At 34.5% G+C, this 14472-nt stretch carries 14 protein-coding genes and 3 pseudogenes; 8 read left to right on the forward strand and 9 right to left on the reverse strand.

The window, feature by feature from the left end; translation table 11 throughout:
• From dut to yihA, 4 genes are all read right to left on the reverse strand, one after another.
• Positions 1-462 (reverse strand): dUTP diphosphatase, encoded by a 462-nt coding sequence (gene dut, locus OOL03_RS03780; RefSeq protein WP_006279458.1) that lies wholly within the window; start codon positions 460-462, stop codon positions 1-3.
• Positions 463-565: 103 nt separating this feature from the next.
• Positions 566-1425, reverse strand: a protein-coding gene (locus OOL03_RS03785) for an IS630 family transposase (RefSeq protein ID WP_264707034.1) whose coding sequence is annotated in 2 segments (ribosomal slippage) — positions 566-1101 and positions 1101-1425 — 861 coding nt in all. Because the reading frame shifts where the segments join, the coding sequence is not laid out codon by codon here.
• Positions 1426-1836: 411 nt separating this feature from the next.
• Positions 1837-2748: an acetylglutamate kinase gene (gene argB / locus OOL03_RS03790; protein WP_264707043.1), complete on the reverse strand. Its 912-nt coding sequence runs from the start codon at positions 2746-2748 to the stop codon at positions 1837-1839.
• 4 nt (positions 2749-2752) lie between these two features.
• Positions 2753-3346 carry a ribosome biogenesis GTP-binding protein YihA/YsxC gene (gene yihA / locus OOL03_RS03795; protein WP_182320107.1) on the reverse strand — a complete coding sequence of 198 codons (594 nt, stop codon included), beginning with the start codon at positions 3344-3346 and terminating at the stop codon, positions 2753-2755.
• A 98-nt stretch (positions 3347-3444) separates the two neighbouring features.
• Between yihA and prfA the strand changes: the two genes are divergently transcribed.
• Both prfA and OOL03_RS03805 read left to right on the forward strand, forming a co-directional pair.
• Positions 3445-4524 (forward strand): peptide chain release factor 1, encoded by a 1080-nt coding sequence (gene prfA, locus OOL03_RS03800; RefSeq protein ID WP_007548640.1) that lies wholly within the window; start codon positions 3445-3447, stop codon positions 4522-4524.
• A 200-nt stretch (positions 4525-4724) separates the two neighbouring features.
• Positions 4725-5519 carry a hypothetical protein gene (locus tag OOL03_RS03805; protein WP_264707044.1) on the forward strand — a complete coding sequence of 265 codons (795 nt, stop codon included), beginning with the start codon at positions 4725-4727 and terminating at the stop codon, positions 5517-5519.
• Between the two features lie 33 nt (positions 5520-5552).
• Here the strand turns inward: OOL03_RS03805 and OOL03_RS03810 are convergent, their stop codons facing one another.
• A complete protein-coding gene (locus tag OOL03_RS03810; protein WP_319803712.1) occupies positions 5553-6560 on the reverse strand; it encodes an MFS transporter in 1008 nt (335 codons plus the stop codon).
• Positions 6561-6663: 103 nt separating this feature from the next.
• Between OOL03_RS03810 and OOL03_RS03815 the strand changes: the two genes are divergently transcribed.
• Positions 6664-7523 (forward strand): IS630 family transposase gene (locus OOL03_RS03815; RefSeq protein WP_264707034.1). Its coding sequence is split into 2 segments (ribosomal slippage): positions 6664-6988 and positions 6988-7523, totalling 861 coding nucleotides; the frame shifts between segments, so codons are not numbered across the junction.
• A gap of 28 nt (positions 7524-7551) precedes the next feature.
• Here the strand turns inward: OOL03_RS03815 and OOL03_RS06835 are convergent.
• A pseudogene (locus OOL03_RS06835) lies at positions 7552-7674 on the reverse strand (multidrug effflux MFS transporter); the annotation flags it as partial.
• A 16-nt stretch (positions 7675-7690) separates the two neighbouring features.
• Here OOL03_RS06835 and OOL03_RS07175 point away from each other — a divergent pair.
• The 3 genes and pseudogenes from OOL03_RS07175 to OOL03_RS07180 form a co-directional block, all read left to right on the forward strand.
• Positions 7691-7843, forward strand: a pseudogene (locus OOL03_RS07175) (N-acetyltransferase); the annotation flags it as partial.
• A gap of 304 nt (positions 7844-8147) precedes the next feature.
• Positions 8148-9077 carry an AEC family transporter gene (locus OOL03_RS03820; protein WP_006279391.1) on the forward strand — a complete coding sequence of 310 codons (930 nt, stop codon included), beginning with the start codon at positions 8148-8150 and terminating at the stop codon, positions 9075-9077.
• A gap of 209 nt (positions 9078-9286) precedes the next feature.
• Positions 9287-10267 (forward strand): annotated as a pseudogene (locus OOL03_RS07180) (IS3 family transposase).
• A gap of 568 nt (positions 10268-10835) precedes the next feature.
• Here the strand turns inward: OOL03_RS07180 and OOL03_RS03840 are convergent.
• From OOL03_RS03840 to pstC, 3 genes are all read right to left on the reverse strand, one after another.
• Positions 10836-11180 (reverse strand): F0F1 ATP synthase subunit epsilon, encoded by a 345-nt coding sequence (locus OOL03_RS03840; RefSeq protein WP_065095371.1) that lies wholly within the window; start codon positions 11178-11180, stop codon positions 10836-10838.
• A 12-nt stretch (positions 11181-11192) separates the two neighbouring features.
• Positions 11193-12620: a F0F1 ATP synthase subunit beta gene (gene atpD / locus OOL03_RS03845; protein WP_264707675.1), complete on the reverse strand. Its 1428-nt coding sequence runs from the start codon at positions 12618-12620 to the stop codon at positions 11193-11195.
• A gap of 101 nt (positions 12621-12721) precedes the next feature.
• Positions 12722-13810: a phosphate ABC transporter permease subunit PstC gene (gene pstC, locus OOL03_RS03850; protein ID WP_038199744.1), complete on the reverse strand. Its 1089-nt coding sequence runs from the start codon at positions 13808-13810 to the stop codon at positions 12722-12724.
• Positions 13811-13917: 107 nt separating this feature from the next.
• Here pstC and rpmH point away from each other — a divergent pair, with 107 nt between their 5' ends.
• Together rpmH and rnpA are read left to right on the forward strand one after the other, a co-directional pair.
• On the forward strand, positions 13918-14052 hold the full coding sequence (gene rpmH / locus OOL03_RS03855; protein ID WP_006279898.1) for a 50S ribosomal protein L34: 135 nt from the start codon (positions 13918-13920) through the stop codon (positions 14050-14052).
• On the forward strand, positions 14043-14396 hold the full coding sequence (gene rnpA / locus OOL03_RS03860) for a ribonuclease P protein component (protein ID WP_264707045.1): 354 nt from the start codon (positions 14043-14045) through the stop codon (positions 14394-14396). The genes rpmH and rnpA overlap by 10 nt, the downstream gene beginning before the upstream one ends.
• The last annotated feature ends 76 nt before the right edge of the window (positions 14397-14472 follow it).

Consider the following 14472-nt stretch of genomic DNA (forward strand, 5'->3'; position numbering starts at 1 on the left):
TTACCTGCCACTTGAGCCAAAGCCCCCTGCATTGCGACCGGTTTCTTCTGCGCAGAATTCTTCTCTGTCATCCCAAATTACCTGAGATACAGGAGAGATAAGGATTTGTGCGATTCTATCTCCTCTTTTTATTTCGTATGGCTGATTACTTAGATTAATTAGACAAATTTTAACTTCACCTCGATAATCAGAGTCTATAGTGCCCGGAGAATTTAAGACAGTGATTCCATGTTTTGCAGCAAGACCAGAACGTGGGCGGATTTGCCCCTCAAAACCGTTTGGTATTGCAATCACAATTCCAGTTGGAACAAGTAATCTTTCAAGTGGATTTAAAACAGCAGAATCATTCAATGCAGCATAAAGATCCATGCCAGCACTCTGCGTAGTTGCATAACATGGAAGAGACAAGTCTTCTCCGTGTGATAATCTTTTTATTTCTACTTTAATTTTACTTCTTTGCACTCCAATTTACCATCTATGAAGACTCAATTATAGCATGTAAATTGTATCTGCAAAAGTGATAAATGTTACATCGTATAGCATTTCTCATAATAGTCCAAACAGGTCATAGGAAGGCAGAATCAACAGCACGAAGAAAGGATTCGAATAGAGGAATGTTTTTCCTGGCTCTGTTTTTTATAGCAAACCAATGATGCTCAATTTTGTTGAAATCTGGAGAATAAGGCGGCAGATACAAAATTTCTGCACCAACCCCTTTAGCAAGCTCGATAATCTTATCAGACTTATGAAAAGTAGCATTGTCAAGAATGACAGTCTGTCCAGGTTCCAAGATCGGTGTCAAAAATTGCTCAAACCATCCATTAAAAACATCCATATTACAGTGGCCTTCAAAGGTTAACGGAACAACTATCTTTCTTCCACTTAAGGCTGCAACCATACTGATTCGTTGAGTTTTCTTTCCAGATTTTAAGGCATAAAACCGCTGTCCTTTCTGGCAATATCCGTAGGGGTAGTCTTCGGTGTTATCAATGCCAGACTCATCTATATACACTAAGTTTTTAGGTTCTTTTGTCGCTATAATTTTCAAAAATTCAGCACGTTTTTCTTCGTTTCTTTCCTTGTATCCATATGTCTTTTTTTGCGCGTAAATCCAATTTTTTTAAGGGCTCGATAGATCGTTTGGATACTAACGTTGTTCCAAAGTTTAGCCATTTCCGATAGAGTCTTTCCTCCGTGTTCTCTGGCAAATTTGGCAAAGGTATCCCAGTCGGTAATTTTGTGATTGTAACCCCCATTTCCAAGTTTTTTTGATTGAAAGTCTCCTGTTTCTTTTCTTCTTTGCTGCCACTCCCATAAAGTAGTTCGTCCAATCTTAAATCTTGCTGCCACTGTTTCTCTGCTTTCTCCTTCGTCTAGCGCTTCCATTGCTTTTTTTCTTAAATCATAACTATATGCTGCTGGCATTCAACCTCCTTATCATCATCTATCCTTATCCTATCACATCCGGACTTTTATCGAAAGAGCTATAAATGATGTCATTCCAGCGCGTGACGCTAGGCCATAAAATTCCTTGACAAGTTCAGTGCTCCTTTTTTTGTCATCCCAGTGCCCCTATGATGTTATTCCAGTCTGGAATCTAGTCCTTATTATGCAGCCACTTGGTTGAAATTAAGTCTTCTGGATCCCAGTGTCTGGGCACTGGGATGACATCATAAGGGCGCTGGGATGACACCCTGACAACCGTCATCCCGCTACTTGTTAGCGGGATCTAGAGATACCGCGAATGAATCGCGGTATGACGTAGATTGCTGTCATTCCAGTGTCAGCTACTTGAATGACACCCTCTTGGTATTCGTGTAGTTGTAAGCAGTATAGCTATAAATCACTCACAATCGATATGCTTGAATTATTCTCAGTAAATAAATCAAGCATAATGTTAGGTATTCTACCATCAACTATGTGAACAACTCCAGCACATTCCTCCGCCATTTTAACGTATGCCATAAGCCTTTCAATAAATTTTTCCCCTTTAATTTTCCCACAATCAATCGATGCATTTAAATTTTTAACAGATATCTTCCTGCCACCAATTTTATCTATTTCTTCATCTGTGTCACTCAAGATTATCATTTTAGATGCAGAAACTGCAATTGCAATTGCGCTTGCAGTGCTATCGGCATCAATATGATACGTTTCCCCATCTTTTCCATGACCAATTGGTGCAATAACTGGTATAAAATCTGATTCTTCAATAAAAAATAATATATCAGGATTGATTTCAGTGGGTCTACCGATGAACCCCATGTCTAATATCTTTTCGATATTATTTGATCTATCTTCTCTAAGCGTAGCGGTTATTTTTTCGGCTTTAATTAAGTGACCATCTTTTCCACATAATCCAATAGCTGAACCACCAGCAGAATTTATATACTGAACAATTTTTTTATTAACTGAACCACACAGTGCCATTTCAATGATTTTCATAGTGTCTTTGTCTGTAAGTCTGATACCATTCACAAACTTACTGTCCATACCCAGCATTTTTAACACCGAGTTAATTTCATATTCTCCGTCATGAATTATTACCGGATTTATACCAAGCTGCTTCAACAAGACAACATTATGCACAAAAGTATTAAATAGTGTTTCATCTAAGATTATTGTACCACCGCATTTAATGACAAAAGTCTCGCCTACAAAGCTAGGTATGTTAGATAGCACTTCAAGTAATATTTCTGCTTTTTGTTCAAATGATACCTCACCCTTTAAAAATTCACTACTCTTCATTTTTTTATCTTGTAAACTTGAAAAACTCATCTCTTACCTTGGTTATTTTATGCTTAACACGGATGCTCATTTGATGAATTGACACATTCTCATTATTAATCCATTTTTGAATATCTTCTATAACAGCACCTAAGCTTTTTTGACTTACTTTATCTATTTTTGTTAGCACAATGTTAAAGTTAATGTTATTATATATTAACCAATAAATGAAGTCTTTGTCTATTTCTTTTAATCCTACCTTGCTATCTATCAACACAAACACTCTTCTTAGATTTCTTCTTTGAATTAGATAATACTCAATTAAGTTTAAATATTGTATAATTTCCTCCTTGCCTGCATGAGAGTAGCCATACCCTGGTAGGTCAACAAGTCTGAACTTATCATTGTACATAGAGTAAAAATTTATTTGTCTAGTGCATCCAGGTTTAGAGGAAACTCTGGCAGCTTTTTTGCTGTTTATCAGTAAGTTGATCAGACTGGATTTTCCTACATTTGATCTACCAGCAAACGCAATCTCTGGAGCCGACTCATTTGGTAATGATTTTATGTCCGAAGCTCCAAATATGAAATTGCAGTTTGATGTTATCTGTTTTGCCATTATATTCAACTAGAAGGTAGTAGGTATATTATAGTGTTATTGCTTGATATAAGAAATTTTTTATTTCAGTATATATTACTTAGCTAGATCTGTGCTATATGGATATGGAAAATAATTTACAAGACTTAAAGAAAAAATTTAATGATATAGAGAGGAATTTGGAAAATCCTACCAATTTAAGTCAAAAAGAATTCATTACCCTTTCAAAGGAATACTCTGAGCTCAGGCCAATAATCAAGATAATTGATGAATATAACACGCTGAAAGAGGAAATTTCAGACTTAGAAGAAATAATGAAAGATGAAAACAGCGAAGGTGATATAAAAGAGTTAGCAAAAGAAGAATTTTTCGAAAAGCACAAGGTATTATTACCAAAAATAAAAGCAAAATTAAAGTTAGCATTATTGCCCAAAGATGAAGATGACTCAAGAAATGCAATATTAGAAATTAGAGCAGGTACAGGCGGAGAAGAAGCAGCATTATTTGCAGCAATGTTATTTCGTATGTACCAAAAATATGCAGAAAGAAGAAATTGGAAATTCGAGCCAATAAGCATTTCTAATACAGGTATAGGTGGCTATAAGGAAGCTTCTGCACTCATTAATGGAACAGAAGTTTTTGCAAGGTTGAAATTTGAATCAGGAGTGCACAGAGTACAGAGAGTGCCAGAAACTGAATCCTCAGGAAGGTTGCATACCTCTGCCGCTACTGTTGCGATATTACCTGAAGTAGAAGAAGTTGACTTTAAAATAGAAGAAAAAGACTTACGAATAGATGTTTATAGATCCAGTGGTCCTGGAGGGCAATCAGTGAATACAACTGACAGCGCAGTAAGGGTCACCCACTTGCCAACAGGGATAGTTGTGATACAGCAAGATGAAAAATCGCAGCACAAAAATAAAGCTAAAGCGCTCAAAGTATTGAGGGCAAGGCTATACGAAATTGAAAGACAAAAAAAAGAAATGGAAAGGTCAACAATGAGGAAAAGTCAGATTGGCTCTGGTGATCGTTCCGAGCGCATAAGAACATATAATTTCCCACAATCAAGAATAACAGACCACAGAATTAATCTAACTTCACATCGATTAGAGCAGATTATAAAAGAAGGTGAACTAGATGAGTTTATTGAGGCATTAATTTCACGTAATGAAGCAGAAAGATTGGCCGGAGAGAGTTAAAATTGATTAAACAATTCTGCAATTGTTCTCTAATCAAAACAGGCTTATACACGTACTCTGCTTGTAGTTCTTTTCACAGAGATCTCAAACCCTCTAACACTTAATGCTAAGACTAATCTATTTTTTTTAAATATTTCTATTGATTTCTTGATAAATACTAATATAGTATTTATGTACTAACTAATAATAGTAGTAAAAGAATGCATAATAGTCCTAACGATATAAGCGGTGAAGTAATTCAAGAATTGAACGATTCAGCGAGAAGCAGGCGAATAAACAAATTTAGAGAGACATTTAATAGCCTCAGTAACTACCATAAACAGTGCTACCTTGACATAGCAACACTGGGGCTTCGTAATCACGCTATGTCTCTTATACTGATAGCAGTGGCAAAAGATCAAGCTGCTGTGGTATTTTTTGATCTACTCAAAAAGAATCAAGATTTTGCGTTCAGTACATTGAAAGCTACCTATCGTTTTCAACGTGCTTCATATAAAACTCTATTTAATAAATTAAATTATCGGCAAAAAGAAGGCTATCGTGCATATTTAGACAAGTCATCGGCCAGAACTTGGTCTACCCTAAGGAAAATTTGCTCAAACAATAAAGAGGGTTCAAGCAAGCTAAGAACCGAAAACTCCAATACAGACAGTTTAGGTAATGAATCGTTAGCGCAAAAAAGAAAGAGATCTTTTCAGGATGAATTTTCAACGTTAAATAATTCAATAAATTTCCTTCCAAATTCTGCTCCGTTAGAGGAGACAACTGATCAATATGGGTTGAATCCCAGAGGCGTCGTTCCAAAATCTACTCTTGTGGACAATTGTATCGTCGATTTTGAGGATCAATCATGCGATGAATTGACCTCCTGGGTGATTGGAGAGCAGCCATCAAGTAGTCTTCGATCCTCAATATTAGAAAAGTTTGATAGACTAGATGAGTTGGAAGAAATACGTATAGAACCAGCAGCAAAGCACCAACACGTATCACAGTAATAACTGAAAATGAGAAGATCTATATACCAATAATTATAGATCTTCTCCAGACCTTGAAAACAATAAGTAGACAGTAAAAATAAGTTCTAGTACTATTGCAGATAAAACAAGAACAGCTACACTGATTGCCTGACCATTGTAAACGTAGCTTGTTAAGCCGATAAAAATAGCCATGATAAAAGCTCTAATGAATGAGACTGCAGAAGAAGCTGTGCCTTTAATTTCAGGGAAAACATTTATTGATGCATTAAAAATCACTGCCTGGCAAATTGCACAACCGATAGAAAAAATAATCATAGACAGTGTTACTAAGTAGAAAGAGTGGGGTGCAATTATACTGAATATTATAAGCAATAGAGATCCAATAGCACACACGCTCGTACCAGAAATTACACACTTTATTGCTCCAAGTTTCTGCAAGATTTTGCCAGCAAATAGACTAATGAGTGAGAAGCACCCAACTATTGCACCTTGATGTAGTGCATAAATAGTGCTAGATAAACCAAAAGTCTTCATATACAGAAAAGGTCCACAAGTAATGAATGACATATACGCAGCAGAAAAGAGGCTTGACATCAAAGACAACGTAACAAACCTCGGATTAGATAGTAGTTTTCTGTAATCTTTCATCGTTTTTTTCAAACTGAAAATATCGCGGTCCTTTTTTGTTTCTGGTAACGCTAAAAGCAGCAAAACCCAAGAGATTAAACAAAGTATTGCAACAGTTGCATAATTACCACGCCATCCTACAATTTCATTGATGAAACTGCCTAACACTGGCGCAATTGCCATGACAACTGTAAGAACAGAATTCATGATTCCAATAAATTTCACCGCTTCGTCACCTTTATAGCTATCTGCAATTATGGCAAACACAACTACAGATGTGCTGACACCAATGCCCTGAACAAAGCGAGAGATTAAAAGCCAAAAAATCGACGGTGCAAAAACACAACCAACAGCGCCGATTAATAACAAAGTGTTACCTATGATCATAATTCTCCTTCTGCCATAGCATTCAGACAATGGACCGAAAAACAACCCTCCTATGCAAAAGCCTAAAAAATTATAAGCAATAGTTATAGCTCTTTCGATAAAAGTCCGGATGTGATAGGATAAGGATAGATGATGATAAGGAGGTTGAATGCCAGCAGCATATAGTTATGATTTAAGAAAAAAAGCAATGGAAGCGCTAGACGAAGGAGAAAGCAGAGAAACAGTGGCAGCAAGATTTAAGATTGGACGAACTACTTTATGGGAGTGGCAGCAAAGAAGAAAAGAAACAGGAGACTTTCAATCAAAAAAACTTGGAAATGGGGGTTACAATCACAAAATTACCGACTGGGATACCTTTGCCAAATTTGCCAGAGAACACGGAGGAAAGACTCTATCGGAAATGGCTAAACTTTGGAACAACGTTAGTATCCAAACGATCTATCGAGCCCTTAAAAAAATTGGATTTACGCGCAAAAAAAGACATATGGATACAAGGAAAGAAACGAAGAAAAACGTGCTGAATTTTTGAAAATTATAGCGACAAAAGAACCTAAAAACTTAGTGTATATAGATGAGTCTGGCATTGATAACACCGAAGACTACCCCTACGGATATTGCCAGAAAGGACAGCGGTTTTATGCCTTAAAATCTGGAAAGAAAACTCAACGAATCAGTATGGTTGCAGCCTTAAGTGGAAGAAAGATAGTTGTTCCGTTAACCTTTGAAGGCCACTGTAATATGGATGTTTTTAATGGATGGTTTGAGCAATTTTTGACACCGATCTTGGAACCTGGACAGACTGTCATTCTTGACAATGCTACTTTTCATAAGTCTGATAAGATTATCGAGCTTGCTAAAGGGGTTGGTGCAGAAATTTTGTATCTGCCGCCTTATTCTCCAGATTTCAACAAAATTGAGCATCATTGGTTTGCTATAAAAAACAGAGCCAGGAAAAACATTCCTCTATTCGAATCCTTTCTTCGTGCTGTTGATTCTGCCTTCCTATGACCTGTTTGGACTATTATGAGAAATGCTATAATTGAATTGTTCCTTCTGATACGTTAAAATAGCGCACCATATCAGGAAAACTAGGTACGGAAATGTCAATTTCAATGAACTTGGCAATTAGAGACAGGATTAACAGAAATGGTAGTAACATTTAAGATTTTCAATTAATGAATAAAAATATCACATTTAAAGCGTTGAAAGAAGAACATTTTTTACTGCTATTAAAATGGTTAGAAACACCTCGTGTAAAGAAGTGGTGGGATCAGGATATTCATTGGACACCAGAGTTAATTAAAGAAAAATATGACAACTATGTTAAAGCTCTTACTCTCTGTCCTAACTTTACTTATTTCCTCTTACTTTTTCAACAGTCCGTCTAAATTACTACAAGCAGTTTAATTTTTAGTAAATATGTCATTATTCAAAAATATGCAAGAAGCTTTATAGAAACTTAACATAATTTTATCATAAAAATGTCATTCTTAAGTCCTGTGTAAAAACAAATTTTGGCACTAATTTAATTAACTATGAGCTGGATAAATTGGAAAATAAATTTTGTTTACTTTTACAATACCTTAAGATCTAATATCACTTTATCAGTCAAAAATATTACAATAGGCTAGTATGTTCCTTACTCTTTTTCTCAAAATATTACCTATTTATATTACAATATTTATTGGTTACTTAGCAGGAAAATATCTTAAAATTGATAGAAACACTATATCTCAAATACTTTTTTATATAGCTAATCCAATAGTGATTTTATATGGAGTCTCTCATACAGAAGTTAACTTAAAAGTAATTTCTCTGCCGATTTTGATATGGTTTATAGGTAGCACTATGTCCTTATCAGTGTATTATCTTTCTTCTTTTTTATTTAAGGATAACACAAGAAACATATTAGCATTTAGCTCGGGCAGCACAAGTATGGGTTATTTTGGCCTGCCGATTGCCATGGCTTTATTTGATGAAGATTCAGTATCTGTATATGTTGTTTGTTATATAGGAATGGCGCTATTTGAAAACAGCTTAGGATTTTACATAGCTGCAAATGGTATTTATACCGCAAAAGAATGCATATTAAAGTTGTTCAAACTTCCTTCGCTTTATGCGATGGTTCTGGGCTTCTTTTTAAGTATATATGATATACAAATACCTACTTTTTTAACAGATGTTATGATGAATATTAGAAGTACATTTGTCACATTAGGAATGGTGCTACTTGGAGTGAGCATTGCGAATATTGCAAGCTTTAAAATAGATTGGAAGCTTGCTTTGATCACTATTACAGCAAAGTACGTATTCTGGCCACTGTTTGTTTTAGGAATTGTCCTTTTAGACAAGCATGTTATAGGTATATACGATGAGAGCATATATAAAGCACTGATGTTGCTGGCTATTATTCCAGTTTCTGGGTCCAGTATAATACTTGCTAATATTTTGAATTATCAACCAGATAAAGCTACTCTGTTGCTTCTAATCAGTACTGCAGTGGGACTGTTTTATGTTCCACTAATAATATCATTATTTTTTACTAAACTTGTTCCTTTTTGATCAAAAAATTAAGCGCTTGCACAACCATTATTTGGGTAACAACACAAGACACTGATAAAACTTGAATTTATAGCTAAAGCAACTTCTACAATTTGGTAACCCGTCATCCCGCTACTAGTTAGCGCCGCGGCGGTAAATTGACCTTACCCAGAAAAAGTAGAGAGAAAGTTAAGACGTTTTTGGAGTAAAATAAAACGTTTTTTCAAAATATGACAAATAGAAGAGAATATACAGCAGAATTCAAATTAGAAGCTGTTAAGCTGGTTAAAGAAACAGGTCAAGCAAGTACAAAAATAGCAAAAGATCTAGGTATAGATGGCAGTATGTTAAGTAAGAAAATATGATGGAAAAATGTCTGGAGCATACGCATTTCCAGGCAAAGGCTCCTTATGACAAAGAAAGATTTGATCTAAAAAAAGAACTAACAAGAGAAAGAGACATTTTAAAAAAAGCCCTGGGCAAAGAAAAAGAGTAAAGTATTCTTTTATATAGAAATTGCTATAAAACACAGGAACTATGTAGGGTTTTGTACTGGTGGTATTGGTTGCTAAGGAAAAAAGCAGTAAAGAATTAGCAAAAGAAGGGCTTCTAGCAGATATTCAAAAAATACATCAAGCTTCTAAATGCAGATATGGAGCTCCTAAAATTCACGCTGAATTAAAAGCTTTAGGCAAAAATTAAAACAGTACAAAGTGTTATGCAAGAAAATGGCATTAAAACCAAGCTTAGACGAAGGTTCAAAAATAAAAAACAGCAAATAAGCAACCGAGTTGTGGCTCCGAACACATTGGATCAAAATTTTACTACTGATCAGCCAAATAAAGTTTGGGATTACCTACATAAAAACTAAAGAAGGTTGTTGGCGGCAATAATTGACCTATATTCACGCATGGTGGTTAATGAGTAACATGATAATTAGTTATAGATTCTTTATTGATGGCCGTTGATAAACGCAAACCCGATAAAAATCTGCTGTTACATAGCGATCAAGGGTCACAGTATACCTCTCAAAATTACCAATTTCTATTGAATACAAAAAACATCATTTCCAGCATGAGCCATAAGGGCTGTTGTTACGATAACTCTGTTGCAGAAAAGTTCACTTAAAAGGGAGCTGCTTATTGATACTTCTCGCTCAACAAACCAGAACTGCCATATTTGAATACATAGAAATCTTTTATAACAAATAACGTAGACATTCTACTATTAACTATTGCATTCCTGCACAATTTATTCTCATGATAAAAACGTCTTAACTTTCTCTCTACTTTTTCTGGGTAAGGTCAAACATGCAATACCAATAATGCTAATATATTTTATAATTTTTCTCATAAGATATTTTACAATGCTTCTAATAATATTAGATATCATCTATAAAATTAAAAAATCCATGAAAGGGGATGAAAATATGTAAAAAAGTATTATTGATTAATTAAAAACAGATTTTGATTTGATAATACTAATAAAATCGATTTATCTTAAATTTACGTTGATTTTTACCTGTTATTTTTTGTAGTTTATCCAACGTAAATTCCAGGTAAAACAAAGTCGTTATCTCCAACCGTTACAACCAACTCTCCTTCTTTAATTTTTATTTGATTAGGTGTATGGTCCCATACCATCACACTCTGGGATCATACACCTAAAGTACTCCGACACTGGGATGACACCCCGGGGTTTCTGGGATGACAAAAAAGAGCCCCCTGAGCAAAAATCTTATAGCCACTTGAATGATAATTGACTTTTTGCCTAAAATAACTAAGAAAGAAACTTCTCATCAAGATAACTTAAGTATATACTAATTCTCTTATTTTTAAACGATTTCTCATCATGAATTGCACGATCAAAAACCTGAATTTGACTTGTTATAATGCTACAATTATTACTTGCAACTTCTAATACGCCACTATCAATTACAACCTTCTTTTCTGTTTGGTTACTCATTTTAACAGTAATCATACCAGGCAATAAATAAATTAAGTAAGGAGCATGGTGAGCTAAAATCATAAGCTCCCCTTCGAGCCCAGTTACTGAAAGAGAAACCACTCCACTGAATGAAATTTGATCATCAGGAGAGAAAAATTGCACTTTAAAAGTATTCATAATCTTTAACTTTTATTTAGCTTCAGCTTGTATTAATTCAGCCTTTTTTATTGCTTCATCTATATTCCCCACCATATAAAAAGCAGCCTCTGGTAAGTGATCATATTTGCCTTCAACAATCCCTTTAAAACTGGAAACAGTATCAGAAAGTGAAACAAATTTACCAGGCATGCCAGTAAATATTTCTGCAACGTGAAAAGGTTGAGAAAGAAATTTCTGAATCTTACGAGCCCTATCAACAATAATTTTATCTTCATCAGATAGCTCATCCATACCAAGTATTGCGATAATATCTTGCAGTGATTTATAAGTTTGCAATATACGTTTCACCTCAGAAGCTACCTTATAATGTTCTTCACCAATGATTTCAGCAGATAAAGACTGAGAAGTTGAATCAAGTGGATCAACAGCAGGGTATATTCCCATTTCAGCTATTTGCCTTGACAACACTGTGGTGGCATCAAGGTGAGAGAACGTAGTTGCTGGAGCTGGATCAGTTAAATCGTCCGCAGGAACATATATAGCTTGCACAGAAGTAATAGAGCCAGAAGTTGTTGAAGCTATTCTTTCTTGCATTGCACCCATATCAGTTGCAAGGGTTGGCTGATAACCAACAGCTGACGGTATTCTTCCAAGTAAAGCAGAAATTTCAGAACCAGCTTGTGTAAATCTAAAGATATTATCCACAAAAAATAGAACATCTTGGTTTTCACGGTCACGAAAATACTCTGCCATAGTAAGTGCTGTTAAAGCAACTCTAGCCCTTGCTCCAGGAGGCTCATTCATCTGACCATAAACCAAAACAGCTTGAGATTTTTCATGCTCATTTATATTTATTACATTTGAAGTGATCATCTCGTGATAAAGATCGTTACCTTCACGCGTTCTCTCCCCTACCCCGGCAAACACAGAAAATCCTTTATGAGCTTTTGCTATATTATTAATTAATTCCATTATTAGGACTGTTTTACCAACACCGGCTCCACCAAATAAGCCAATTTTTCCTCCTTTAAGATAAGGTGCAAGAAGATCTATAACTTTTATTCCCGTAACTAAAACTTCTTCCTTTATTCTCTGTTCAGTAAAACTTGGAGGTGCTCTGTGTATAGGCTCTAAGTTATATTTTCCCTTCAGTGGACCACACTCATCTATAAGCTCTCCAACAACATTAAAAATCCTTCCTAAAGTTGAACGCCCAATTGGCACCGATATTGGTGCACCTGTATCAACAAATTCATCCCCCCTTGACATGCCATCTGTGCTATCCATAGCAATACAACGAACTATATTGTCACCTATATGCTGCGAAACTTCTAAAACCAGCTCCTTATCCTTATATTTTAGTTTGCTTTTTAAAGCATTAAATATTTTAGGCAATTCACCTTCAAATTTTATATCAACAACTGCTTGAGTTACCTTAATCGCTCTACCTATATTCATCTCTTTATTTTTATCACCTAACACTATAATTCCATAAAAGAACTTCTAAAGAAAATAAATTTTATATTATTAATAGAAATTTTGCAACATTAAAACGCTTACTAGTTACGCTTCATTACAAACAATGCAAACGCATTTAATAGCCAAGTAATAATAAACAATACTAAACTAAGCGCATAAGCAGCAAGAGTTTGTACACTATTGAAATCCTGATCTCCGGTAAGTAATGTAGCGATCTGCACGGTAATGGTAGTAACTGAATTAAGAGGGTTAAAAGTCAAATTTGCGTTGATTCCCACAGCCATTAGCACAATCATTGTTTCACCTATCACTCTTGAAATTGACAATAAAATTGCACTTAAAATTGTAGGCATTGCATAAGGTATTGTTATATGCCATATAGTTTCCGCTGGAGTTGCACCAAGTGCCATGAAGCCATAACGCAAGCTTTTTGGAACAGATCTTATGGCATCTTCGAGTAAAGAAATAATAAAAGGAAGAATCATTATCCCAATCGATAAACCGGCAACTAAGGCACTTTCTGAGTGTATACTTAAACCAAAAAAATTTGCTACCTGCTTTATAAAGAAAGACAAAAACACAACCGCGAAATATCCATATACAACCGTAGGAATAGCAGACAAAACTTGCAAAGTTGTATTAACAATATAACGCACTTTCTCACTCGCATATTCACTAATATATATTGCAGAAAATAAACCAAGCGGAACGACAACTAACATTGCTATAATAGTTATAAGTAATGTACCAACTAAAAGCGGCGCTATACCAAAACATCCTATCTTCTCTTCATTGATAGTGACTACATTGTGGCCCCATTTCAAGCAAAACAAGAATTCTGAAATAGCTACTTTATTAAAAAAACTAATGGATTGAATAAAAATAGACAGCATTATAAATAAAGTGATAAAAAATGATATGGCCAAAGCCACAAATAACGAAAGTTTTATTATCTTATTTCTTTTATTTTTAAAGATAAAAGCAAGCATGAAAAAAAGTAACGCTATAGAAATAAAAGTTACAAAACAATTATTATAGAATACTAATAACCAAGTTAGCATCCATACACAACTAAGATATAGATAAGATTTAACCTTATTTACTTCTTGAAACCTACTAAAACAAAATAAAAGGATTAGTAAGACAGGTATGACTATCACCGAATTCATTCTTCCATGCATCAAATTTTATTCTACGAAAATGTCATACAAGTTCACCATTATTTGACAATAAAGTAAAACAATTTAAAATAAATAATTATATTAATATAAAAACAATGAAGAGAACATTTCAACCAAAAAATTTGATAAGAAAGCGCAGACACGGATTTCGTTCACGTATGGCAACAAGAGCTGGAAGAAAAATCCTTAATAGGCGCCGTTCATTAGGGTGTAACAAATTATGCGCATAGTAAGTATAAAAAAAAAAGATTTTTCTTCTGCTTTCAAAAATAAGTTAGCACTCAACAGTCTTTTTTATCGTGGGCTTTGTATATCACTGTACGCTATAAAAGAAAGAGAACCTGAAAAGTACATTCATACTATTAGAGTAGGTCTGGCTATCAGTAAAAAAACCGGAAAAGCAGCAAAAAGAAATAAAATAAAAAGGCAACTACGAATGCTTGCTAAAATTAGCATTTTAAATATAAGTAATATAGGGCACTACTACATAATACTAACTCATAGAAACATTATGCAAGCAAGTTATAAAAACTTACAAAAAGATCTAACTATTTGCTTAAAAAAGATAAAATAAAAAAAAATCTCAATTAAGGTATTTACAACTATATTTTTTATGATAATATAGGTAAAATTTTTAAAAATAGTTAATG

It is taken from the genome of Wolbachia endosymbiont (group A) of Acrocera orbiculus, assembly GCF_947250015.1.
GTDB lineage: Bacteria > Pseudomonadota > Alphaproteobacteria > Rickettsiales > Anaplasmataceae > Wolbachia > Wolbachia pipientis.